Below are 23,183 nucleotides of genomic sequence, written 5' to 3' on the forward strand. Positions count from 1 at the left end.
GAGAAGCCTCTGCCGATTCGCGGTTAGAGGTTTCTTTTACATAAAGCGAATTTTCGTTCGCTTGGAAAATACATTCTTTGTTATAATTTGTTGTAGAGGTGAAGGACATGTCAAACAAACTTGAAACAGGTATTAAATATATGCAAGAAGGAAACTGGGAAGAAGCTGCTAAAAATTTCACAGAAGCAATCGAAGAAAATCCAAAAGATGCACTTGGATACATTAATTTTGCGAACTTATTAGATGTACTAGGTGATAGTGAGAGAGCCATTTTATTTTATAAACGTGCATTAGAGTTAGATGATAAATCTGCAGCTGCTTATTATGGATTAGGAAATGTATATTACGGTCAAGAGCAATTTGCAGAGGCTAAAGCTGTATTTGAACAAGCGATGCAAGCTGGATTACAATCAGCTGATGTAACGTTTATGCTAGGTATTACACATGTGCAACTTGGAAATGACCGTCTTGCACTGCCGTTTTTACAAAGAGCAACAGAATTAGATGAAAACGATGTAGAAGCTGTGTTCCAGTGTGGACTTTGCTTTGCGCGACTAGAACATATTCAAGAGGCGAAGCCTTACTTTGAAAAGGTATTAGAAATGGATGAAGAGCATGCAGATGCGTATTATAATTTAGGTGTTGCATACGTATTTGAAGATAATAACGAGAAAGCTCTCGCTTTATTTAAGAAAGCAACTGAAATTCAGCCAGATCACTTTTTAGCTGGTAATGGTGTTCGTTTATTAGAGCAAGAAGCTGAATAAGATGAAAATATAGTTAATGGGTAGTTATCCCTCATCTAAATAGGTGGGGGATGTACTGCTCATTAAAGTGAAACGAAACCGGAAAGGAGAGGAAAGATGGGAAATCAACATGCAATGGATTTGTTTGAGGAAGAGAAAAAGTTTATAAAAGCGCAAGTTCTTCATACCATTTTCCACAACGAAGAAAACCTCTATTCCGTTGTCAGTATGAAAGTCATTGAAACAAATGAAACGTACGACGAAAAAAAAGTGATGATAAATGGTCATTTTCCCCGTATGCATGAAGATGAAATGTTTACATTGACAGGTCATTTTAAGGATCATCCAAAGTATGGGAAACAATATTTAGTAGAAACATTTAAAAAAGAATTACCGCAAACAAAAGCAGGTATGGTGCAATATTTAGCGAGTGATTTATTTAAAGGAATTGGAAAGCGTACAGCTGAAAAAATTGTGGACCATCTTGGGGAACATGCCATTTCTAAAATTATGGATGATCCTGAGGCGTTAAATGGTGTTGTCAACAAACAGAAAGCGCAGGAAATATATGAGACAATTGTTGAGCATCAAGGGCTAGAGAAAGTAATGAGTTTTTTAAATGGTTACGGTTTTGGAACGAAGCTTTCTATTAAGATTTACCAACAATATAAAGAGATGACGTTAGAAGTGATTCGTAATAATCCATATCAACTTATTGAAGAAGTGGACGGCATTGGCTTTGGCCGAGCAGATGATATAGGACGTGCGTTAGGGATATCGGGTAATCACGATGATCGTGTACGTGCAGGATGTTTTTATACGCTAGAGAATGTTTCACTGCAACTCGGTCACGTTTATATGGGAAAAGATCAACTTGTAAGAGAAACGATGTCACTTTTAAACAGTCAAGAAGGAAGAGTGACAGAGGAAGACATTATAGGCTGCGTTGAAATGATGCAAAGTGAAGGGAAAGTCATAATAGAAGAAGAACGGGTGTATTTAGCATCGTTATTCTACTCTGAAAAAGGTGTTGTAAAGTCTATTCGCAGGCTTATGAATCAAGAAGAAACACCTTCATTTCCTGAAGCTGAAGTGTTAAAGACGTTAGGTGAAATTGAAGAACAGCTGACTGTTCAGTATGCACCGCTTCAGCAAGAAGCAATTCAAACGGCACTTCATAAACCGATGATGTTATTGACAGGTGGACCAGGAACAGGGAAAACAACAGTTATTAAAGGAATTGTTGAAATGTATGCGTCACTTCACGGGCTATCGTTAAATCCGAATGAATATAGTGATGATAATCCATTTCCAATATTATTAACGGCTCCAACGGGAAGAGCGGCGAAGCGTATGAGTGAATCAACAGGTCTTCCAGCTTGTACAATTCATCGTTTACTTGGCTGGACGCCAGAAGGGTCTTTCCAGCGTAATGAAACGGACCCGGTACAAGGGAAATTGCTCATAATTGATGAATTTTCAATGGTTGATATTTGGCTTGCGAATCAGCTGTTTAAATCACTGCCGACAAACATTCAAGTTATCGTTGTGGGTGATGAAGATCAGTTGCCATCTGTAGGACCAGGACAAGTGTTGAAAGACTTATTGAATGCAGGTGCAGTTCCAACAGTAAAGCTTACTGAGATTTATCGTCAAGCGGAAGGTTCATCTGTTATCCAACTTGCCCATGCGATAAAAAATGGAACGCTCCCGCCAGATTTAGCGCAAAACCAAAAAGATCGTTCGTTTATTGGCTGTACAGGAGCACAAATTGTTGAGGTTGTTAAGAAGGTTTGTGAAAATGCTAAGACAAAAGGGTTTAGCGCAAGAGATGTACAAGTATTGGCCCCGATGTATCGTGGACCGGCTGGTATTAATGTACTAAACGAAGCTTTGCAAGAAGTGTTTAATCCGAAAAGGGAAAAGAGTAAAGAAATTGCTTACGGTGATGTTGTATATCGAAGAGGCGATAAAGTCTTGCAACTCGTTAATCAGCCGGAGAGCCAAGTGTTTAATGGTGATATCGGAGAAATTGTTTCGGTGTTTTATGCGAAAGAGAACGTGGAGCAACAAGATATGATTATCGTTTCATTTGATGGAATTGAGGTAACATATACAAAGCCGGATTTAAATCAAATTACACATGCCTATTGTTGTTCGATTCATAAATCGCAAGGTAGTGAATTTCCGATTGTGATTATGCCGATTGTAAAAAGTTACAATCGCATGTTACGTCGTAATTTAATTTACACTGGTATTACAAGAAGTAAGAAGTTCCTTATTATTTGTGGGGAGGAAGCCGCTTTTCAGTCTGGTGTAAATCGTCTTGATGATGCAATGCGTCAAACGACTTTAGCTAGTCGTTTGCAAGAATCACAAGGAGAAGTACAGATGGTAACAGTTAATGGTGAAGAAATGGACGTGGAAAACATTTCACCGTATGATTTCATGTAACAAGGTGAGATTATATAGTGAAACTTTCAAACGTATAACGTTGAAAGGCTCCAGCAATGTATAAATGAATGCGGTTTGGACATAATGGCGAATAGAATCTGGGAGACTGTAAGGAGATGAAAGCCATATGTTTATTTGTCCAAATTGCAAAGGGAAAGACATTGGAAAAATAGGTGTCAACCAATTTTATTGCTGGAATTGCTATATCGAATTATCGGTTTCAAAGGGGAAAATCCATACGCATCAAGTAGAGGAAGATGGTTCATTAAGCTCTCTTGATGATTTATTTGATGAGAATGAAAGAACGATCGGATAACGAAAAGGGGGATTTACTTTGAATCTACGCAATTCATTAATCGCATTAGGTGTTGGGGCGGCAGCGTATCAATATGCTCGCAAACAAGATGTATTTTCAAAACGCAATATGAAAAAAGCACGTAAGATGATTAAATCTTATTTATAAGTGTAAAAAACTCCCTTCATGATAAGGGAGTTTTTTTATGCGCTTGTATGCAAATATAAAAGTCCAATTTCAGAGAAGAGATAGGATAGGCCGTAACATCCAACGCCAAGCATACCGTAATGAAATAATTGCTTTGCCCTTTCTTTTCGTGAAGAATGAATAAAGAAACCTTTCCAAATACCAAACCCGATACAAAGCCATTCAAGAATCATAAAAAGTGCAGATAATATGAGCATAAATAAAACCATTATGAGCCCTCCTGATTATATTGTTTCATGCTGCATTCTCAGGGGTGGTTGTCCTTGTTATGTTATGTATATGTATGTCTTTACAAAACAGTATGGTCTGTACGAAAAGATTTTAAAACTTTTGCACATAACCTACCCTATTTATTTTCAAAATAAAGGTGGAGGAGGTTTTTCGTGTGAAGAATCTTAAAATTATTTGGATATATCGTTTAGGGTTATTGTTACTCGTATTTCTTTGCTTGCTCGTCTTTTTAAAAATTAAGCCGCTATGGGCACCGATTATTTTTGTATGTAAAGTGGCAATTACACCGTTTCTTATTGCGTGTTTTATTGCGTATTTATTGCATCCTTTAATTGAAAAAATTCATAAGGAAGGGATGCCACGTACACTTGCTATTTTGCTTATTTACATCCTTTTCTTTGGTGGAATCGGTTATGGCATTTATAAAGGAACGCCAGTTGTGATTAAGCAATTACAAGAGATTAATGAACAATTTCCGCAGTTTACAAAAATGTATGATTCTTGGATGGATGGCGTCACAGAACAAACGGCGAATTTCCCATCATTTATTCATGAAAAGGTAAAACAAATTTTTGTTGGTGTAGAAACAAAGATACAATCACTTTTGAATAAAGTGATGAGCACAGCTCGTGGTGTACTCGATTCGTTGCTTATTATTTTCTTAATACCGTTCATTGTATTTTACATATTAAAAGATTACGGTGAGTTTTATCATATCTTTTGGAAACTAGTCCCGAGTAAGTGGCGGAGTACTGGGCAAATACTGGCGAAAGAAATTGATAAGTCACTCGGAAGTTATATTCGAGGGCAGTTATTTGTTTGCTTAGTATTAGGGGGCGTATCTGTTCTTTCTTTTTGGTTTATCGGTATGAAATATCCATTATTACTCGGCATTATTATTGGGGTAACGGATATAATCCCGTACTTCGGTCCTATTTTAGGGGCGATCCCGACATTAATGATTGCGGCAACGGTATCAACGAGTTTACTTATTAAGGCGGGAATTACGATTGCTATTTTGCAATTTTTGGAAAGTAACATTTTATCCCCTTACATCGTTGGTAAGTCGCTTCGCATGCATCCTGTTATTATTATGCTTGCATTACTAGTTGGAGGAGAAGTGGCAGGAATTGTAGGATTATTAATATCAGTTCCAATTTTAGCAGTCATTCGTACAGTGATTGTTCATATAAGACCTCTTTTGAAAAAAGAGAATGTGTAATAGGAAAGCCCTCTACTTATAGGAGTAGAGGGCTATGATTATTTAGAGAGTTGCTCGTGTATTTGTTGAACGAGAGTGCTTATATCATTTGTTTGAATATGTTTTATTTTTTTCCATTCATTATCATACATAAAGATAATTTGATTGCTGAAAAGGCACTTTTGTTCTTTTAGGTCAGAAATTTTTTCAAAAGAGTACTCCTCAAATAATGGATTCTTACTTACACCTGGTCCGTAAAAGAAGAGCCGTTTGTTCGTTAAAATTAACAGTCCTGGTCGTGCAACGGAACGATAAATAAATATATTTAATGAACATGCAGTGTAAAATAATATCGTTTCGTCAGTCGTTAACATATTTTTAGCTTTGTTCAATAAGGTTGTCATTATAATCGCTCCTTTATTATTGATAATTTGATTATAACAAAAATAAAATATCCAGAAAAGTTCGTAGAGGTAGTACAATTTATTCATACATGCATAATATATGAAAAGGCTGTTAAGAATGAATAGTAGAATAGCTATGATTAATAAGCAATTGATATAATATAAATGATTATCTACATTGACAAACTTAAGAGAATTCTATTATATTTAGTCATATAATACATTAAATCAATGACGGAACAAGTACGTTACAGTCCATTTATAGAGAGAAGCTTCCATATGGCTGAAAGAAGCTTTAAATGAAGGGTAACAGAAAGCTAATCCTGAGAGCAGCTAATCACTGCCGTCTTGCCACGTTACGGCACCATGAGGTGATGAATTGATTGTTATAGTAATCAATTCATAATTAGGGTGGTATCGCGAGTTAACTCTCGTCCCTTTTATAGGGGCGGGAGTTTTTTATATTTAAGGAGGAAAATACAATGAAACAACTAACAGGCGCACAAATTCGTCAAATGTTTTTAGACTTTTTCCAAGAAAAAGGACATGCAGTAGAACCTAGTGCATCACTAGTTCCACATGAAGATCCATCTCTTTTATGGATTAACAGTGGTGTAGCAACATTAAAAAAATATTTTGATGGACGTGTAATCCCGCAAAATCCACGTATTACAAATGCTCAAAAATCAATTCGTACAAACGATATTGAAAACGTAGGGAAAACAGCTCGTCACCATACATTCTTTGAAATGTTAGGGAACTTCTCAATCGGTGATTACTTCAAAGAAGAAGCAATTACTTGGGCTTGGGAATTCTTAACGAGTGGCAAATGGATCGGATTCGATAAAGAATTATTATCCGTTACAATCCATCCAGAAGATGAAGAAGCATTCACAATTTGGAATGAGAAAATGGGTGTTCCAAAAGAGCGCATCATCCGTTTAGAAGAAAACTTCTGGGATATCGGTGAAGGACCAAGCGGACCGAATACGGAGATTTTCTATGACCGCGGAGAAGCTTACGGTAATGACTTTAGTGACCCAGAATTATATCCGGGCGGAGAAAACGAGCGTTACTTAGAAGTATGGAACCTTGTATTCTCTCAATTTAACCATAATCCAGATGGTTCATATACACCACTTCCTAAGAAAAATATCGATACAGGGATGGGTCTAGAGCGTATGACATCTATCGTTCAAGATGTGCCTACAAACTTTGACACAGACTTGTTCATGCCAATGATTGGTGCAACAGAAACAATCTCTGGTGAGAAGTATCGTAATGGTGACTTAGAAAAAGATATGGCGTTTAAAGTAATTGCGGACCATATCCGTACAGTGACATTCGCTGTTGGTGACGGTGCTCTTCCATCTAACGAAGGCCGTGGTTATGTATTACGTCGTTTATTACGCCGTGCTGTTCGTTACTCTAAGAAATTAAACATCAACCGTCCATTCATGTTTGAATTAGTACCGGTTGTTGGAGAAGTAATGAAAGACTTCTATCCAGAAGTACTTGAGAAGAAAGATTTCATCGCAAAAGTTGTGAAAAATGAAGAAGAGCGTTTCCACGAAACACTTCATGATGGTGAAGCAATTTTAGCTGAAGTTATCGCAAAAGCAAAAGAAGAAAAAACAACTGTTATTTCTGGAGTAGATGCGTTCCGTCTATATGACACATACGGTTTCCCAATTGAATTAACAGAAGAATATGCCGAAGAAGCTGGTATGACAGTTGATCAAGAAGGCTTTGAAAATGAAATGGAAAAACAACGTGAGCGTGCACGTGCTGCTCGTCAAGACGTTGATTCTATGCAAGTTCAAGGCGGTGTACTTGGAGAAGTGAAAGTAGCGAGCCAATTCGTTGGTTACGGTACAGTTGCAACAGAAAGTAACGTTGTTGCACTTGTGAAAAACGGCGAATACACAGACAGCTTACAAGCTGGCGAAGAAGGACAACTAATGCTTGATGTAACACCATTCTATGCTGAGAGCGGCGGACAAATTGCAGACCGTGGTTACCTTCTTGCTGATGGCGTGAAAGTTCTTGTAAAAGACGTACAAAAAGCACCAAACGGTCAAAACTTACACAAAGTTGTTGTGGAAGAAGGTACATTAACGAAAGATGCGGCTGTGAAAGCTATTATCGATACGAAAAACCGTAGTAGCGTTGTGAAAAACCATACAGCAACTCACTTACTACACCAAGCATTAAAAGACGTACTTGGAACGCATGTTAACCAAGCAGGTTCTCTTGTAACTTCTGAACGTCTACGTTTTGACTTCTCTCACTTCGGTCAAGTACAAGCTGACGAATTAGAAAAAATTGAGCGTATCGTAAACGAGAAAATTTGGGAAAGTATTGATGTTGAGATTTCTCAAAAAGCAATCGAAGAAGCGAAAGAAATGGGTGCAATGGCATTATTCGGTGAAAAATACGGTGATGTTGTACGCGTTGTACAAGTTGGCGATTATAGCTTAGAGCTTTGCGGTGGTTGTCACGTTGATAACACAGCTTCTATCGGTATTTTCAAAATCGTTGCTGAGTCTGGTATCGGTGCAGGAACTCGTCGTATTGAGGCGGTAACTGGTAAGTCTGCTTATGAATTAATGAACGATCAAGTAGGTTTATTAAAAGAAGCGGCTGGAAAAATGAAAACAAATCCGAAAGACATTTTAACAAGAGTAGATGGTCTATTTGCTGAAGTAAAACAACTTCAAAAAGAAAACGAATCTCTTGCAGCAAAATTAAGCAATATCGAAGCTGGAAACTTAACTGATTCAGTAATGACAGTTGATGGCGTGAACGTATTAGCGGCAAAAGTAAATGTTGCAGATATGAACAACTTACGTACGATGATGGATGATCTGAAAAATAAATTAGAATCAGCAGTTGTCGTATTAGCGTCTGTAAATGATGATAAAGTAAACATCTTAGCTGGCGTAACGAAAGATTTAATTAGCCAAGGATACCATGCTGGTAAACTTGTGAAAGAAGTAGCTTCTCGTTGTGGCGGTGGCGGTGGTGGCCGTCCTGATATGGCACAAGCGGGCGGTAAAAACCCAGCGCAAGTTGAGGAAGCTTTAGCATTTGTACAAGAGTACGTTAAATCTGTTTCAAAATAAAGAGATAGTAGTGTACAATGGTAGGGAGAGGAGAAGTTCTTCTCCCTATACTTACTATATAAGTGAGGTGCTTGAAATGGACGGTTTTGATAAAACAATGAAGTTTAGCATTCAAGATGAAAAACAGAGTGTCCATGTAAATGATGTACTTTTAACTGTGTATGATGCACTTCAAGAAAAAGGCTATAATCCGATTAACCAAATCGTCGGTTATTTATTAAGTGGAGACCCAGCATACATACCTCGCCATAAAGATGCGCGAAGCATCATTCGCAAGCTTGAACGTGATGAGTTAATTGAAGAGCTTGTGAAGTCTTACTTGAAACATCATCGTGAGGAGTAGTTTATGCGGATATTAGGTTTAGATGTAGGTACAAAAACAGTCGGAGTTGCAATTAGCGACGAAATGGGCTGGACAGCACAAGGATTGGAAACAATTAAAATTAACGAAGAACGAGGTTACTTTGGTTTTGACCGTATTTCTGAGTTAGTAAAGCAGTACAATGTGGACAAAATAGTAGTAGGTTTACCTAAAAATATGAATGGTACAATTGGCCCGCGTGGTGAAGCGTGCCAACAATTTGCAGAAAACCTACGAGAGCTGTTACAATTAGACGTTGTAATGTGGGACGAGCGTTTGTCAACGATGGCAGCGGAACGTCTACTCATTTCGGCTGATGTAAGCCGTAAGAAGCGAAAGCAAGTAATCGATAAGATGGCTGCAGTCGTAATCTTACAAGGATTTTTAGATAGTAAATAAGAGGTGACCAAAATGGAAGAAAATCAAATTACAATTGTAGACGAAAAAGGTAACGAACATTTATGTGAAATTATTTTCACTTTTGATGCTGAAAAATTCGGCAAAAAATCATACGTAGTCTTCTCTCCAATCGGTGAAGTAGACGAAGATGGAGACCCAATTTATGATGCAATGGCTTATGAGCAAAATGAAGAAGAGGGCGGAAGTTTACTTCCAATCGAATCAGAAGAAGAGTGGGAAATGGTGCAAGAAATGTTCAACACTCTAGCTGATGAGCAAGAAGCTGAATAATTAAGTATTGAAAAGGTGGACGACATATAGTCCACCTTTTTTTATATGTAAAATGAAAGATTTTTTGTCGAAACTGTGTAATCCTTTGTAGTATAATGAGACGGATTGTAGAAAAAATAAAGTATCTGTCAAAAATGATAGGGAAATTTATTGTGATTTTGTATCGTGTTGTATAGAAATATGTACATATGGCCTACAATTGAATAAGGAGGAAGAGTTTTGGTAGAGAATCAAGTGAAAAAGAAGCGTAGACGCATTTTTTTATTTTCGATTATTGCACTGCTTTTAGTTTGTGGTTCAGTCTATGCGTATATTTCATCCGCATTAGGACCAGTTGATAGCGGGAATAAAAAAGAGATTGAAGTAGAAATTCCAAAGGGATCATCTACTAGTAAAATTGGTGAGATTTTAGAAGAAAAAGGCGCTGTGAATAACGGTACAGTTTTTAGTTTTTATACAAAGGCTAAATCTAAAAATTTACAAGCGGGTACATATTTATTAAATCCTTCAATGAGTGCAAAAGATGTTATAGAACAAATGTCATCTGGTAATGTACATCGTCCAGCTCTTTATAAAGTGACGATAAAAGAAGGGGCACAAGTAACCGAAATTGCAGAAACGGTTGCAAACGAATTAAAGTGGAATAAAGATGATGTCGTACGTCAATTAAACGATAAAGCATTTATTCAAAAAATGCAGAAAAAGTATCCGAAGTTACTAACGGATAAAATCTTTGATAGCAATATTAAATATCCATTAGAAGGTTATTTATATCCTGCGACGTACTCTTTCTATAAAAAAGATACGACGTTAGAAGAAATTGTAATTCCAATGCTTGAAAAAACAAATGCAATCATTGTTCAAAACGAGGCAAAAATGAAAGCGAAAAACTGGGATGTTCATCAGCTTTTAACATTGTCTTCACTTATTGAAGAAGAGGCAACAGGCTTTACAGATCGTCAAAAGATTTCTAGTGTCTTTTATAATCGTTTAGCGAAAGGTATGCCACTGCAAACTGATCCAACGGTATTATACGCACTTGGAAAGCATAAACAACGTGTATTATACGAAGATTTAAAAATAAACTCACCGTACAATACGTATGTTGTGAAAGGATTGCCGGTTGGCCCAATCGCAAACTCTGGTAAACATTCAGTGGAAGCGGCGTTAGAGCCTGCGCAAACAGATTATTATTATTTCTTAGCTGCACCAACTGGTGAAGTATACTATGCGAAAACATTGGAAGAGCATAATGCATTAAAGCAAAAATATATTACGAAAAAACAGTGAAATGGGGAGGGATAGCGAAAAAGGTCGCACATCCCTCTTTTTTGTGGTAAAATATATCGGGTTAAAAACTGGCAGAAGAATCGTTTTTAATATCAAAACGGGACGTACAAGCTAAGGGTAAAGCTGGCTTGTATTTTTATTGCATTCTATGTGTGAAAAGACGTCATAGAGGCACTTCTCCATGTAAATAAGGAGGACCATTATGGAGGATGCAGTTAACGAGTACCTATTATCATTTATTGATCCAAAAGATAAATTAATTCTTGAAATGGAAGACTATGCGAAAGAAAATCATGTGCCGATTATGGATCGACTTGGAATGGAATTTATGTTGCAATTTTTACGTTTAATTGGACCGAAAAGCATTTTAGAGCTTGGTACAGCAATTGGCTATTCTAGTATTCGTATGATGCAAGCTATTCCAAATTCTCGCATTGTGACAGTTGAGCGCAATCGCGATCGATATGAAAAAGCACTTGAATATATAGAACGCTCATCAGTTAAAGAGCGTATCTCCGTTATTTACGGTGATGCGTTAGAAACAGGCGAGCAAGTAGAAGAACATGGAACATTTGACGTTATTTTTATTGATGCAGCAAAAGGACAATATCGTCGCTTTTTTGACTTATATGAACCGTTATTAAATCCTGGTGGCGTAATTATTTCAGATAATGTTATGTACCATGGCCTTGTAACGACTAAAGAGAAAATTGAAAACAGACGTACACGTGGTTTAATCCGTCGTATTAAGACGTACAATGAATGGCTTATGAACCATGAAGGATATGATACAACGATTTTCCCAATTGGTGATGGAGTAGCTGTTAGTAAAAAGAAAGGGTGACCAAGGTATGAAAAAACCTGAATTGTTAGTAACGCCAAAAGCAGTGGCGGATATCGAACCTCTTGCGAAAGCAGGAGCAGATGCGGTAATGATCGGTGAGCAAAAGTTTGGTTTACGTTTAGCAGGGGAATTTTCACGTGAAGATGTGAAACAAGCTGTGAAGATTGCACATGAAAATGGTGTAAAAGTATACGTAGCAATGAATGCTATGTTCCACAATGATAAAGTAGAAGAATTGACAGACTATGTTGCATTTTTAAATGAAGTACATGTAGATGCAATTGTTTTCGGTGATCCAGCGGTATTAATGGCGGTCCGCGAAGTAGCGCCAAATATGCAGTTACACTGGAATACAGAAACAACAGCAACAAACTGGTTTACTTGTAACTATTGGGGACAAAGAGGAGCAAAACGTGCTGTATTAGCTCGTGAGCTTAGCTTAGATGAAATTGTTGAATTAAAAGAAAATGCTGAAGTGGAACTTGAAGTGCAAATTCACGGTATGACTTGTATGTTCCAATCGAAGCGTTCATTAGTAGGAAACTACTTTGAGTATCAAGGACGTAATCTTGACATTGAAAAGAAAAAATATGAAGAGAATATGTTCTTATATGATCCAGAGCGTAACAATAAATATCCAATTTATGAAGATGAAAATGGTACTCACATTATGAGTCCAAACGATATTTGTTTCATCGATGAATTAGAGGAATTAATCGATGGTGAAGTAGATAGCCTAAAAATTGATGGTGTACTAAAAAGCTCTGCATACATTATTGAGGTAACGAAGAAGTATCGTAAAGCTATTGATTTATGTGTAGAAGATCGTGATGCGTATTATGACGTGAAAGACGATTTATATAAAGAGATAGAAGAAATGCAACCGGTAAATCGTCCGTTAGATACAGGATTCTTCTTTAAAGAGACGGTTTACTAAACGAGGAGGGTGTAGGAAATGACTGTACAAGAAATTTCACGAGTGATCGATGGCAAACGCGTTATTGTGAAGAAACCTGAACTGTTAATCCCTGCGGGTAACTTAGAAAAATTAAAAGTAGCTATCCATTATGGGGCAGATGCTGTATATTTAGGTGGACAAGAATTTGGTCTTCGTTCGAATGCAGGTAACTTTACACTGGAAGAAATGGCAGAAGGTGTTGAATTTGCAAAGAAATATGGAGCAAAAATATATGTAACAACAAATATCTTTGCACATAATGAAAATATGGACGGGCTAGAGGAATATTTAAAAGGGATTGAAAAAGCTGGCGTAACGGGAATTATCGTTGCTGATCCGCTTATTATTGAGACGTGTAAACGTGTAGCACCTACTGTTGAGGTGCATTTAAGTACACAACAATCACTATCCAACTGGAAAGCAGCACAGTATTGGAAAGAAGAAGGTTTACATCGTCTTGTATTAGCTCGTGAAGCAAGCTATGAAGAGATGAAAGAGATTAAAGAAAAAGTGGATATTGAAATTGAAGCATTCGTCCATGGTGCAATGTGTATCGCATATTCAGGAAGATGTACGTTAAGTAACCATATGACAGCGCGTGACTCTAACCGTGGTGGTTGTTGTCAATCTTGCCGCTGGGACTATGATTTAGTTCAAACGGTATCACAACATAAAGATGCAAAAGAGCTTCCTCTATTCCAAGAAGAAGATGCTCACTTTGCGATGAGTCCAAAAGATTTAAATTTAATTTTATCAATTCCGAAAATGATTGAAATTGGGATCGATAGCTTAAAAGTTGAAGGACGTATGAAATCTATTCATTACGTAGCGACAGTAGCGACTGTATATCGTAAAGTAATTGATGCATATTGTGCGGATCCTGATAACTTTGAGTTTAAACAAGAATGGTTAGATGAGCTTGATAAATGTGCAAATCGTGATACAGCTCCTGCATTCTTTGAAGGGGTTCCAGGACATCAAGAGCAAATGTTTGGAAATCATAGTAAGAAAACAACGTATGATTTCGCTGGTTTAGTGTTAGATTATAATGAAGAAACGGGCATCGTAACGATTGAGCAACGTAATCATTTCAAACCAGGACATGAAGTGGAGTTCTTTGGGCCAGAAATAGAAAACTTTACGCAGACGGTGGAGAAAATTTGGGATGAGGATGGAAACGAATTAGATGCAGCGAGACATCCGTTGCAAATCGTGAAATTCAAAGTGGATCAACGAGTGTATGTGAATAATATGATGCGCAAAAGCATACTTCAATAAGAAAGAGTGATAGTCGAATGGGGACGAATAAGCCTGTTGTAATTGGAATTGCTGGTGGTTCGGGATCAGGTAAAACGAGTGTAACGAAAGCGATTTTTGACCATTTTAAAGGTCATTCTATTTTAATCTTAGAGCAAGATTATTATTACAAAGATCAAAGCCATTTACCAATGGAAGAGCGTTTAAAAACAAATTATGATCATCCGCTTGCGTTTGATAATGATCTGTTAATTGAACATTTGCAGCAGTTGCTTGCATATGAGCAAATTGATAAGCCTGTATATGACTATACATTGCATACGCGTTCAGAAGAAATTATTCCAGTTGAGCCGAAAGATGTAATCATTTTAGAAGGAATTCTTATTTTAGAAGACCCACGTCTTTGTGAGTTAATGGACATTAAGCTATTCGTTGATACAGATGCGGATCTTCGTATCCTGCGCCGCATGCAGCGTGATATTAAAGAGCGCGGTCGTACGATGGATTCAGTTATTGATCAATACGTAAGTGTTGTACGTCCAATGCACAATCAATTTATTGAGCCTTCTAAGAAGTTTGCGGATATTATTATCCCTGAAGGTGGACAAAACCACGTTGCAATTGATATTATGGTTACAAAAATTGCAACAATTCTTGAACAAAAAGTAAATTTGTAATAGCATAGTAAAAGATATACGATAGGAAGGGATTTTTTCCCTTCCTATCGAATACAATGAAACATGCAACCTCATCTATATATAGGTGAGGGCATATTTATATCAACTTTCCATACATATCTTCTTTATATAAAGAAGAATTGGGAATACGGGGTTGTATGTGACAACTCCGCTAGTGCATGCGTGCTAGAAACCTCCGCTATATATAAGTGGGGGAGTTTTCATATGGAACTCCTCTTTTTTTTCGGGGGATTGGTATATAAAAGGAGTGGAAAATATGGCAACAGAAAAAACATACCCTATGACGCAAGAGGGTAAGCAAAAGCTAGAGAATGAACTTGAGGATTTAAAAACGGTAAAACGTAAAGAGGTTGTAGAGCGCATTAAGATTGCACGTAGCTTTGGAGATCTTTCTGAGAACTCTGAGTATGACGCAGCGAAAGATGAGCAAGCGTTCGTAGAAGGACGTATTACACAATTAGAAAACATGATTCGTAACGCAGTTATCATCACAGATAATGGCGAAGAATCTACTGTTGTTACATTGGGTAAAACTGTAACATTTAAAGAATTACCAAATGGAGATGAAGAAGCTTACACAATCGTAGGTAGTGCGGAAGCTGATCCATTTGAAGGAAGAATTTCTAACGATTCTCCAATCGCAAAAAGCTTATTAGGTAAGCAAATTGGTGAGAAGGTAGCAATTCAAACACCAGGCGGAGAAATGCAAGTAGAGATTATCTCTGTAAAATAAAAAAAAGATTCTCCAAACGCCAGTCTTATTTTTGCAAGTAGAGATTATCTCTGTAAAATAAAAAAAAGATTCTCCCTCGGGAGAATCTTTTTTTTATTTTATCTGTAGAATGGAAAAATGTATGAACATTTGAACGATTCGACAGGAAATGTCAAAAAGTTACTTTAAGCTTTGATATCATAATTAAGAACTATAGGTTTTAATAGGGAAAAGGGGCTAATTATGAAACATAAAATCTTTACAGGACTGGTTTGTAGTATATCCATATTAGGGCTCGTTGCATGTGGAACGAATGAGGAAACTACATCATCAAAGGGCGAAAAAATAAAGCAAGAAGAAAAAAAGGATACTAGAGCAACTGAGGGTCCAAAAAGCGTAGAAAATCCACAAGATAAAAAGGAATTTGATGATTTTGATGTAGCATATCAATTAGCTATTGTGATGAAAATGTTTCAAAATGTAACAATTAAGTATGATTATGCGATTGGGAATCCAGATTATTTATTGCGAGACTCAATGGACCAAAAAACAATAGATGACATGAAGAATATGTTGCAAGAACAGGCGAAGAATAATGATAAAATTTTAAAGGATGAAGTAAATCAAGCATATACATATTTGAAACAATCGAAAGTAAGTAATAAAGATGATATTCAAAAAATAATAGATGCAGAAAATAATTACTTACAAATTGTAGATAAAATGATTGCTTGTATTGATTCTGTAACAGTCGAGAATGCTAAAGAAAAAAGAAGTGAAATGAATAATTTAAGTGAGGAATATTTAAAAGTAGCGGCTAACGTAACACCTACTGTAATTGAAGCTGCCAAAAACACTGGGGTGAATGAAACAGAATTTAAATCGCTTCTTATGAAATTTCTAGAGAAGCCAAAGAAGCAATAACAGCTTATGTAATATGTATTTTTGTTTTGTAGCTTGTATAAATAAAATGGTACCTCGTCTAAACTACAATAGACGAGGTGTTTTTTATGGAAATAAAACGGAGAGTTACAATTGTATTAATTTGTTTTATATGTGTTATGTTTTTATTACTTTGTCGTTTAATTCAAATACAAATTACAGATACGGAATCATTTACGGATCGTAAGATTAATTTAATCGAAAAAAGTGTTACACAACGGACGCAATCTATTACGATAGATGATGGACGAGGCCATTTTATAGACCGAAACGGTAAGGAAATAGGTGAGCAAAAGTATCCAGTGTTAATTGTTTTTCCATTTCTACAAATAAAAAATGGCATGTTAGAGAAGATTGCGCATATCATTGGTATGTCGAGACAAGAGATTGAAAGTCAAATGAAAGATAAGAAAAGTGCATTTATCATGCAAAGAGGAAATGGACCATTTCGCTTAGCACGAGAGCAGATGGAGAAGGTGAATCAATTAAATGTATTAGGCATAGTAGCAGCTGAAGTTCGTTTACGGCAAACTAGCGTGATAAATCATTTAATTGGCGATGTGGGTGAGAATGAACGGGAATTTCAAAAACGATACGGAGGAGTAAGAAAAATTTCAAAACAAACGCCAATTGGCATTTCAGGATTGCAGCAATCATTTGATGAATTTCTTTTGACCGATGGAGGGGCAAAAGTATTGTATCAAGTGGACAGACAAGGAGAACCGATTTTTGGGAAACAAGCGAAATATACGTCGCCTGGAAATCCATTTTACCCAGTGACGATTCAAACTACTTTACATAACGAATTACAGCAAAAAGCAGAAGAAGTGGTTGAAGCAAGCGAAATAAAGAAGGGGGGATTAGTGTTACTTGATGTAAAGAAGAATGAAATTTTGGCGATGGTCAGTAAACCATCTGTACAGGTGAAAGATGAGGCTTTATATAAAACTACGCTTGAAAATCAAATGTTAACACCACATTTTCCCGGTTCTGTTTTTAAAACAATAGTTGCAGCGGCAGTGATTGATCAAAATAAAAATGTTTTTAATCGCGCGTTTAATTGTGATAAAGATTTATATGGCGAAGACCACCCACAAGTTATGATGGGTACACTTAGTTTTAAAGAGAGCTTTGCTAGAAGCTGTAACAGGACATTTGCAGAGTTAGGTAACGAGTTGATACAAAAGGATAAGATGGTGTTAGAAACTTACGTAGAGGCTTTAGGAGCCGCTGATAAGGTTGGGTGGAAAGGTCCTGTATTTCATACAACTCATTTTGAGCAAATGCCAGAGGAGAAGAGTGTTACGATTTGGGAGAGTGAAGGAAATAAGGATAGTAAAAAGGCGGTAGCGCAAACAGCAATTGGACAGAAAGATGTACGTCTGTCACCTCTAGCGATTGCAAATATGATGGCGACAATTGCTAGAGGCGGAGAAAAGATGGAAGTGAAAGCTGTTGAAAAAATAATGTATAAAAACGGAACGGACTTTTATACATTTGAAGACCATACATTAGGTGGAAAACAGCTTTCGTATGAAACAGTGAAAACATTACAAGAGTTATTAAGGAGTGTTGTAACAACGGAGAAAGGAACAGGAGCAGCATTCCAATCATTGCCGCTAAGTGTTGCCGGAAAATCTGGGACAGCGCAAACAGGAAAAGGGACGAAAGAGAATCATTGGTTTGCGGGCTATTTTCCATATGAAAATCCAAGATATGCTTTAGTTGTCGTGGATATAGAAACGAATAGCAAGTTAAATACAGTTACACCTATTTTCAAAGCTATTGTAGAATCAATCCATCAATTAGAGAATGAAAAGTAATCTTGCAATTCATAGTGAAATGTTTTCATTTCGTGAAAATATTATTGTAAATGTTCAACCTTTCTAGATTTAATGTTACAATAGCAAGTATGAAAAACTGCATGGAGGTTTGAAGAATGGCAGGAGGATCTAGATTCCAACAGAAACAACAAAAACGTCGTCAAAACGGTGTTTTAAATATTGCAATCGCAATTGTATTAATATTAGTAGCTATTGTATCATATCAATTGTTTGTTCCAGAAAGAAAAGAACAAGCGTCTTCTAGTGACAAAAAAGTAGCTCAGCAAACAACGAAAGAGAATAAAGCTGAGAAAGCTAAGGGCAAAGAAGAGACGAAGAAGAATGAACAAGAGAAGGCAGAGGCTAAGAAAGAAGAAGAAGAGAAGCTAAAGGCTGAAGAAGAACAGAAAAAAGCTGAAGAAGAAGCGAAGGCTAACGAGAAAGTAGCAGCTGAAAAAACACAGCCAAAGGCAACTGACGCTTATACGAAATCTTCTTGGAAGCCAGTAGGTACAGAGCAAGGTGCAACACCTGCGATGACGTTTAAAAAAGGTACAGCAGATTGGAATGAGATGAATCAAGCGATCTCAGCTGCAATTGACGTTCCAGTAGAGCAATTAGTTATTCATCGAATCGGAAATAACGGTAAAAATAAAGCTTACGGTAACGTACAAGATAAACAATCAGGTAAAAGATATTATGTAAATATTGATTGGGTAGATAATGAGGGCTGGAAACCAGTACTTGTTCAAACTCTAAACTAAAAAAAGAGAAGCTCGCTTCACTATGTAAATATTGATTGGGTAGATAATGAGGGCTGGAAACCAGTACTTGTTCAAACTCTAAACTAAAAAAAGAGAAGCTCCTAAGGAGCTTCTCTTTTTTTAGTTAGCGTAATTTCTTTAATTTAAAATGAACAACCGCGCTATAATACGGTCTTTTGCTTTCGGGATCCATAACCATTTGATGTGAGATGTGATGAACTTCAAGCATAAGTGCTTTATTATTATCGATTTGTTCACTAATTTTTCGTTCTAAAGAAGCTAAGTCTCCCGCTTCAAAAAATTCTACTTTATCTTCTAACATTTCAAAGGTAAATGACATGAAGACGGCCCCTCTCCTATGTAATCAACTATAGTGTAACAAAGAAAAGAAGGAAATACCATGTACATTTCAATTGACATTTTTAGAAAGAGGGAATATCATACTGATAAAACCGATAAGAAAAAGGGGAATTTTTATGGGTACAGAATTTAATGGTTTATTTGATGAGTGGGCTCATACGTACGACTCATTCGTACAAGGCGAAGATATACAATATAAAGAAGTTTTCGCCCATTATGAGGACATTCTAGAGGATGTAGTTAACAAGTCATTTGGTCATGTATTAGAATTTGGTGTTGGTACAGGTAATTTAACAAATAAATTATTACTTGCCGGCCGCACAGTTTACGGTATAGAGCCGTCACGTGAAATGCGCATGATTGCAAAAGAGAAATTACCGCAAGAGTTTTCCATTACAGAAGGTGATTTTCTTTCGTTTGAAGTCCCAAATTCAATTGATACCATTGTAAGCACCTATGCATTTCATCATTTAACAGATGATGAAAAAAATGTAGCGATTGCGAAGTATAGTCAATTACTAAACAAAGGTGGTAAAATAGTGTTTGCTGATACGATATTTGCAGATCAAGATGCATATGATAAAACTGTTGAAGCAGCAAAACAAAGAGGTTTTTACGATTTAGCAAACGATTTGCAAACAGAATACTATACACGTATTCCGGTCATGCAATCTATTTTTGAAAACAATGGCTTCCATGTAACGTTTACGAGATTAAATCATTTCGTGTGGGTAATGGAGGCAACTAAGCAATAGAAAGAGGGATTAGATTGAGAATTGCTGTAATTGGAGCAATGGAAGAAGAAGTACGTATTTTACGTGACAAATTAGAACAAGCAGAAACAGAAACGGTTGCGGGTTGTGAATTTACGAAAGGACTATTAGCAGGACATGAAGTAATCTTGTTAAAGTCTGGTATTGGTAAAGTAAATGCAGCGATGTCAACGACAATTTTATTAGAAAGATATAAGCCTGAAAAAGTAATCAATACTGGTTCAGCTGGTGGATTCCATCACTCTCTAAATGTTGGAGATGTAGTGATTTCAACAGAAGTTCGTCATCATGACGTAGATGTAACAGCATTTAACTATGAGTATGGTCAAGTACCAGGAATGCCGCCTGGATTCAAGGCTGATGAAGCATTAGTTGCATTAGCTGAGAAATGTATGCAGGCAGAAGAAAATATTCAAGTTGTAAAAGGTATGATTGCAACAGGCGATTCATTTATGAGTGATCCGGACCGCGTTGCAGCCATTCGTGATAAATTTGAAGATCTTTATGCAGTAGAAATGGAAGCAGCAGCTGTTGCACAAGTATGCCACCAATATGAAGTTCCGTTTGTTATCATTCGTGCACTTTCTGATATTGCTGGTAAAGAATCAAATGTTTCATTTGATCAATTTTTAGATCAAGCAGCTCTTCATTCTACAAACTTTATCGTAAAAGTATTAGAAGAGTTAAAGTAATGTAACAAAAAGGCAACTGTCTCATATAAAGAAAATACATACAGTTGCCTTTTCTTTATTGGCAAATAAGGGGGAGAACACGATGAATGTATATCGTGGAGTTCATGAGTTAATTGGTCATACACCAATTGTAGAAATTACTCGTTTTTCACTTCCAGAAGGGGTCCGTTTATTTGCGAAGCTTGAATTTTATAACCCAGGTGGAAGCGTTAAGGATCGTTTAGGAAGAGAATTAATCGAAGATGCGCTCGAAAAAGGGCTTGTTACCCAGGGCGGAACAATTATTGAACCGACTGCTGGAAATACTGGTATTGGACTGGCACTTGCAGCGTTACAACATGATTTGCGCGTTATTGTTTGTGTACCAGAGAAATTTAGTATTGAAAAACAAGAATTAATGAAAGCACTAGGTGCAACAGTCGTGCATACACCGACTGAGCAAGGAATGACCGGCGCAATAGCAAAAGCGAAAGAGTTAGTAAATGACATACCGAATTCATACTCTCCAAGTCAGTTTGCGAATGAAGCAAATCCTCGTGCTTATTTCAAAACACTAGGTCCTGAACTTTGGTCGGCACTTAACGGAGAGATTAATATATTTGTTGCAGGAGCAGGAACTGGTGGTACATTCATGGGGACTGCATCTTATTTAAAAGAAAAAAATGTAGATATAAAAACGGTTATTGTGGAACCAGAAGGATCTATTTTAAATGGTGGTAAAGCTGGCTCGCATGAAACAGAAGGGATTGGCCTTGAATTCATCCCGCCATTTTTGAAAACATCTTATTTTGATGAAATTCATACAATTTCTGATCGAAATGCATTTTTACGAGTGAAAGAATTAGCGCAGAAGGAAGGTCTTCTCGTTGGAAGCTCTTCAGGAGCAGCATTTCATGCAAGCTTACTTGAAGCAGAGAAAGCGGCGCCAGGTACAAATATTGTAACGATTTTTCCTGATAGTAGTGAGCGCTATTTAAGTAAAGACATATACAAAGGATGGGAATAAAAAATGAGAGCAAAGACAAAGTTAATTCATGGTATTCGCATAGGAGAACCTTCAACTGGATCTGTAAACGTACCGATTTATCAAACAAGTACGTACAAACAAGAAGCAGTTGGTAAGCATCAAGGATATGAATATTCACGTACAGGCAACCCAACACGTGCTGCTTTAGAAGAAATGATTGCTGTATTAGAAAATGGTCATGCTGGATTTGCATTTGGTTCAGGAATGGCTGCTATTACAGCGACAATTATGTTGTTTTCAAAAGGTGACCACGTTATTTTAACAGATGATGTGTATGGCGGAACGTATCGCGTGATTACGAAAGTATTAAATCGCTTCGGTATTGAGCATACATTTGTAGATACAACAAATCTAGAAGAAGTTGAAGAAGCGATTCGTCCAAATACGAAAGCAATTTATGTAGAAACACCAACGAACCCACTACTAAAAATTACTGATATTAAAAAAATATCTACTCTTGCTAAAGAGAAAGATTTATTAACAATTATTGATAACACATTCATGACGCCATATTGGCAGTCGCCGATTTCTTTAGGAGCAGACATTGTACTTCATAGTGCAACGAAATATTTAGGAGGTCATAGTGACGTAGTTGCAGGTTTAGTAGTTGTAAATAGCCCACAATTAGCAGAAGACCTTCACTTTGTACAAAACTCAACAGGAGGCATTCTTGGCCCACAAGATAGCTTCTTACTACTTCGTGGTTTAAAAACATTAGGAATTCGAATGGAAGAGCATGAAACGAATTCACGCGCTATTGCTGAGTTCTTAAATAATCATCCAAAAGTAAATAAAGTATATTACCCAGGTCTTGCATCACATCAAAACCACGAATTAGCAACAGAACAAGCAAATGGATTTGGTGCGATTATCTCATTTGATGTAGATAGCGAAGAAACATTAAATAAAGTACTTGAGAAATTACAATACTTTACATTGGCTGAAAGTTTAGGAGCAGTAGAAAGTTTAATTTCTATCCCATCTCAAATGACACATGCATCCATCCCGGCAGATCGCCGCAAAGAATTAGGAATTACAGATACATTAATTCGAATTTCTGTCGGTATTGAAGACGGAGAAGATTTAATTGAAGATTTAGCACAAGCGTTAGCATAGTAAAAATGCACTGCTAATATAGGCAGTGCATTTTTATCACATCATTTTGTGAAATATTTCACAAAATAGACATACACAAATGAAATGATTTCATGTATATTGAATTCATGAAGTGTTACTCACGAACAATCATGTGAAATGTTTCACAAACAATGAAGTTCATGTAGGAAAGCAACTCTATTTTTTTTACGCTAATCGGGACTTATTGTGACC

Annotated in this window: 24 protein-coding genes, 1 pseudogene and 1 other annotated feature; of the genes and pseudogenes, 22 read left to right on the forward strand and 3 right to left on the reverse strand. The window is 36.7% G+C overall.

What is annotated here, in order from left to right; all coding sequences use genetic code 11:
* Window positions 1-107: 107 nt before the first annotated feature.
* From DN390_RS04820 to DN390_RS04835, 4 genes are all read left to right on the forward strand, one after another.
* Window positions 108-767 (forward strand): tetratricopeptide repeat protein, encoded by a 660-nt coding sequence (locus DN390_RS04820; protein WP_147806719.1) that lies wholly within the window; start codon window positions 108-110, stop codon window positions 765-767.
* A 96-nt stretch (window positions 768-863) separates the two neighbouring features.
* Window positions 864-3,200, forward strand: a complete 2,337-nt coding sequence (recD2, locus tag DN390_RS04825) for an SF1B family DNA helicase RecD2 (protein ID WP_147806720.1) — start codon at window positions 864-866, stop codon at window positions 3,198-3,200.
* A gap of 127 nt (window positions 3,201-3,327) precedes the next feature.
* Window positions 3,328-3,516: a hypothetical protein gene (locus DN390_RS04830; protein ID WP_000469281.1), complete on the forward strand. Its 189-nt coding sequence runs from the start codon at window positions 3,328-3,330 to the stop codon at window positions 3,514-3,516.
* An 18-nt stretch (window positions 3,517-3,534) separates the two neighbouring features.
* A complete protein-coding gene (locus DN390_RS04835; protein WP_001053553.1) occupies window positions 3,535-3,663 on the forward strand; it encodes a YrzQ family protein in 129 nt (42 codons plus the stop codon).
* A 35-nt stretch (window positions 3,664-3,698) separates the two neighbouring features.
* Here the strand turns inward: DN390_RS04835 and DN390_RS04840 are convergent, their stop codons facing one another.
* Window positions 3,699-3,911 carry a hypothetical protein gene (locus tag DN390_RS04840; RefSeq protein ID WP_147806721.1) on the reverse strand — a complete coding sequence of 71 codons (213 nt, stop codon included), beginning with the start codon at window positions 3,909-3,911 and terminating at the stop codon, window positions 3,699-3,701.
* Window positions 3,912-4,087: 176 nt separating this feature from the next.
* On the opposite strand from DN390_RS04840, the gene DN390_RS04845 reads away from it, so the two are divergent.
* Entirely contained in the window at window positions 4,088-5,155 is a 1,068-nt protein-coding gene (locus DN390_RS04845; protein WP_060632361.1) for an AI-2E family transporter, read from the forward strand.
* 38 nt (window positions 5,156-5,193) lie between these two features.
* Here the strand turns inward: DN390_RS04845 and DN390_RS04850 are convergent, their stop codons facing one another.
* Window positions 5,194-5,538 carry a PH domain-containing protein gene (locus DN390_RS04850; protein WP_097951233.1) on the reverse strand — a complete coding sequence of 115 codons (345 nt, stop codon included), beginning with the start codon at window positions 5,536-5,538 and terminating at the stop codon, window positions 5,194-5,196.
* Between the two features lie 222 nt (window positions 5,539-5,760).
* Window positions 5,761-5,980, forward strand: a binding site (T-box leader).
* Between the two features lie 40 nt (window positions 5,981-6,020).
* Here DN390_RS04850 and alaS point away from each other — a divergent pair.
* From alaS to DN390_RS04915, 13 genes and pseudogenes are all read left to right on the forward strand, one after another.
* The gene (gene alaS / locus DN390_RS04855; protein ID WP_147806722.1) at window positions 6,021-8,663 is read left to right on the forward strand and encodes an alanine--tRNA ligase; all 2,643 of its coding nucleotides are present in this window, start codon (window positions 6,021-6,023) and stop codon (window positions 8,661-8,663) included.
* Between the two features lie 76 nt (window positions 8,664-8,739).
* Window positions 8,740-9,006 (forward strand): IreB family regulatory phosphoprotein, encoded by a 267-nt coding sequence (locus tag DN390_RS04860; protein WP_000348590.1) that lies wholly within the window; start codon window positions 8,740-8,742, stop codon window positions 9,004-9,006.
* 3 nt (window positions 9,007-9,009) lie between these two features.
* A complete protein-coding gene (gene ruvX, locus DN390_RS04865) occupies window positions 9,010-9,423 on the forward strand; it encodes a Holliday junction resolvase RuvX (protein ID WP_060632358.1) in 414 nt (137 codons plus the stop codon).
* 12 nt (window positions 9,424-9,435) lie between these two features.
* The gene (locus DN390_RS04870) at window positions 9,436-9,714 is read left to right on the forward strand and encodes a DUF1292 domain-containing protein (protein ID WP_000392245.1); all 279 of its coding nucleotides are present in this window, start codon (window positions 9,436-9,438) and stop codon (window positions 9,712-9,714) included.
* 219 nt (window positions 9,715-9,933) lie between these two features.
* On the forward strand, window positions 9,934-11,004 hold the full coding sequence (mltG, locus tag DN390_RS04875) for an endolytic transglycosylase MltG (RefSeq protein ID WP_060632357.1): 1,071 nt from the start codon (window positions 9,934-9,936) through the stop codon (window positions 11,002-11,004).
* 202 nt (window positions 11,005-11,206) lie between these two features.
* Entirely contained in the window at window positions 11,207-11,848 is a 642-nt protein-coding gene (locus DN390_RS04880; RefSeq protein WP_060632356.1) for an O-methyltransferase, read from the forward strand.
* 7 nt (window positions 11,849-11,855) lie between these two features.
* Window positions 11,856-12,785: a peptidase U32 family protein gene (locus DN390_RS04885; RefSeq protein ID WP_097951237.1), complete on the forward strand. Its 930-nt coding sequence runs from the start codon at window positions 11,856-11,858 to the stop codon at window positions 12,783-12,785.
* 18 nt (window positions 12,786-12,803) lie between these two features.
* Window positions 12,804-14,084: a peptidase U32 family protein gene (locus DN390_RS04890; protein ID WP_060632354.1), complete on the forward strand. Its 1,281-nt coding sequence runs from the start codon at window positions 12,804-12,806 to the stop codon at window positions 14,082-14,084.
* A 17-nt stretch (window positions 14,085-14,101) separates the two neighbouring features.
* A complete protein-coding gene (gene udk / locus DN390_RS04895; RefSeq protein ID WP_000537079.1) occupies window positions 14,102-14,740 on the forward strand; it encodes a uridine kinase in 639 nt (212 codons plus the stop codon).
* A 277-nt stretch (window positions 14,741-15,017) separates the two neighbouring features.
* A complete protein-coding gene (greA, locus tag DN390_RS04900; protein ID WP_000179966.1) occupies window positions 15,018-15,494 on the forward strand; it encodes a transcription elongation factor GreA in 477 nt (158 codons plus the stop codon).
* A 222-nt stretch (window positions 15,495-15,716) separates the two neighbouring features.
* Window positions 15,717-16,397: a hypothetical protein gene (locus tag DN390_RS04905; RefSeq protein WP_060632353.1), complete on the forward strand. Its 681-nt coding sequence runs from the start codon at window positions 15,717-15,719 to the stop codon at window positions 16,395-16,397.
* A gap of 86 nt (window positions 16,398-16,483) precedes the next feature.
* Window positions 16,484-18,238 carry a peptidoglycan D,D-transpeptidase FtsI family protein gene (locus DN390_RS04910; RefSeq protein WP_147806723.1) on the forward strand — a complete coding sequence of 585 codons (1,755 nt, stop codon included), beginning with the start codon at window positions 16,484-16,486 and terminating at the stop codon, window positions 18,236-18,238.
* 116 nt (window positions 18,239-18,354) lie between these two features.
* Window positions 18,355-19,089 (forward strand): annotated as a pseudogene (locus DN390_RS04915) (YrrS family protein).
* A 37-nt stretch (window positions 19,090-19,126) separates the two neighbouring features.
* On the opposite strand, the gene DN390_RS04920 reads toward DN390_RS04915, so the two are convergent.
* Window positions 19,127-19,342 carry a YrzA family protein gene (locus DN390_RS04920; protein ID WP_000010984.1) on the reverse strand — a complete coding sequence of 72 codons (216 nt, stop codon included), beginning with the start codon at window positions 19,340-19,342 and terminating at the stop codon, window positions 19,127-19,129.
* 136 nt (window positions 19,343-19,478) lie between these two features.
* On the opposite strand from DN390_RS04920, the gene DN390_RS04925 reads away from it, so the two are divergent.
* From DN390_RS04925 to DN390_RS04940, 4 genes are all read left to right on the forward strand, one after another.
* Window positions 19,479-20,117 carry a class I SAM-dependent DNA methyltransferase gene (locus DN390_RS04925; protein ID WP_097951240.1) on the forward strand — a complete coding sequence of 213 codons (639 nt, stop codon included), beginning with the start codon at window positions 19,479-19,481 and terminating at the stop codon, window positions 20,115-20,117.
* 14 nt (window positions 20,118-20,131) lie between these two features.
* Entirely contained in the window at window positions 20,132-20,827 is a 696-nt protein-coding gene (mtnN, locus tag DN390_RS04930; protein ID WP_060632349.1) for a 5'-methylthioadenosine/S-adenosylhomocysteine nucleosidase, read from the forward strand.
* Window positions 20,828-20,909: 82 nt separating this feature from the next.
* Entirely contained in the window at window positions 20,910-21,833 is a 924-nt protein-coding gene (locus tag DN390_RS04935) for an O-acetylserine dependent cystathionine beta-synthase (protein WP_029439984.1), read from the forward strand.
* Between the two features lie 3 nt (window positions 21,834-21,836).
* Window positions 21,837-22,970 carry a bifunctional cystathionine gamma-lyase/homocysteine desulfhydrase gene (locus tag DN390_RS04940; protein WP_147806724.1) on the forward strand — a complete coding sequence of 378 codons (1,134 nt, stop codon included), beginning with the start codon at window positions 21,837-21,839 and terminating at the stop codon, window positions 22,968-22,970.
* Window positions 22,971-23,183 lie beyond the last annotated feature (213 nt).

Origin of the sequence: Bacillus sp. SH7-1, assembly GCF_008042405.1 — a bacterium.
Classification (GTDB): Bacteria; Bacillota; Bacilli; order Bacillales; family Bacillaceae_G; genus Bacillus_A; species Bacillus_A thuringiensis_N.

What these genes read in the sequence shown, in the direction of transcription:
- DN390_RS04820 (WP_147806719.1), top strand. Translation starts at nt 108, where the DNA reads ATGTCAAACAAACTTGAAACAGGTATTAAATATATGCAAGAAGGAAAC.
- recD2 (WP_147806720.1), top strand. Translation starts at nt 864, where the DNA reads ATGGGAAATCAACATGCAATGGATTTGTTTGAGGAAGAGAAAAAGTTT.
- DN390_RS04830 (WP_000469281.1), top strand. Translation starts at nt 3,328, where the DNA reads ATGTTTATTTGTCCAAATTGCAAAGGGAAAGACATTGGAAAAATAGGT.
- DN390_RS04840 (WP_147806721.1), bottom strand. Translation starts at nt 3,911, where the DNA reads ATGGTTTTATTTATGCTCATATTATCTGCACTTTTTATGATTCTTGAA.
- DN390_RS04850 (WP_097951233.1), bottom strand. Translation starts at nt 5,538, where the DNA reads ATGACAACCTTATTGAACAAAGCTAAAAATATGTTAACGACTGACGAA.
- alaS (WP_147806722.1), top strand. Translation starts at nt 6,021, where the DNA reads ATGAAACAACTAACAGGCGCACAAATTCGTCAAATGTTTTTAGACTTT.
- DN390_RS04860 (WP_000348590.1), top strand. Translation starts at nt 8,740, where the DNA reads ATGGACGGTTTTGATAAAACAATGAAGTTTAGCATTCAAGATGAAAAA.
- ruvX (WP_060632358.1), top strand. Translation starts at nt 9,010, where the DNA reads ATGCGGATATTAGGTTTAGATGTAGGTACAAAAACAGTCGGAGTTGCA.
- DN390_RS04870 (WP_000392245.1), top strand. Translation starts at nt 9,436, where the DNA reads ATGGAAGAAAATCAAATTACAATTGTAGACGAAAAAGGTAACGAACAT.
- DN390_RS04880 (WP_060632356.1), top strand. Translation starts at nt 11,207, where the DNA reads ATGGAGGATGCAGTTAACGAGTACCTATTATCATTTATTGATCCAAAA.
- DN390_RS04885 (WP_097951237.1), top strand. Translation starts at nt 11,856, where the DNA reads ATGAAAAAACCTGAATTGTTAGTAACGCCAAAAGCAGTGGCGGATATC.
- DN390_RS04890 (WP_060632354.1), top strand. Translation starts at nt 12,804, where the DNA reads ATGACTGTACAAGAAATTTCACGAGTGATCGATGGCAAACGCGTTATT.
- udk (WP_000537079.1), top strand. Translation starts at nt 14,102, where the DNA reads ATGGGGACGAATAAGCCTGTTGTAATTGGAATTGCTGGTGGTTCGGGA.
- greA (WP_000179966.1), top strand. Translation starts at nt 15,018, where the DNA reads ATGGCAACAGAAAAAACATACCCTATGACGCAAGAGGGTAAGCAAAAG.
- DN390_RS04905 (WP_060632353.1), top strand. Translation starts at nt 15,717, where the DNA reads ATGAAACATAAAATCTTTACAGGACTGGTTTGTAGTATATCCATATTA.
- DN390_RS04910 (WP_147806723.1), top strand. Translation starts at nt 16,484, where the DNA reads ATGGAAATAAAACGGAGAGTTACAATTGTATTAATTTGTTTTATATGT.
- DN390_RS04920 (WP_000010984.1), bottom strand. Translation starts at nt 19,342, where the DNA reads ATGTCATTTACCTTTGAAATGTTAGAAGATAAAGTAGAATTTTTTGAA.
- DN390_RS04925 (WP_097951240.1), top strand. Translation starts at nt 19,479, where the DNA reads ATGGGTACAGAATTTAATGGTTTATTTGATGAGTGGGCTCATACGTAC.
- DN390_RS04935 (WP_029439984.1), top strand. Translation starts at nt 20,910, where the DNA reads ATGAATGTATATCGTGGAGTTCATGAGTTAATTGGTCATACACCAATT.
- DN390_RS04940 (WP_147806724.1), top strand. Translation starts at nt 21,837, where the DNA reads ATGAGAGCAAAGACAAAGTTAATTCATGGTATTCGCATAGGAGAACCT.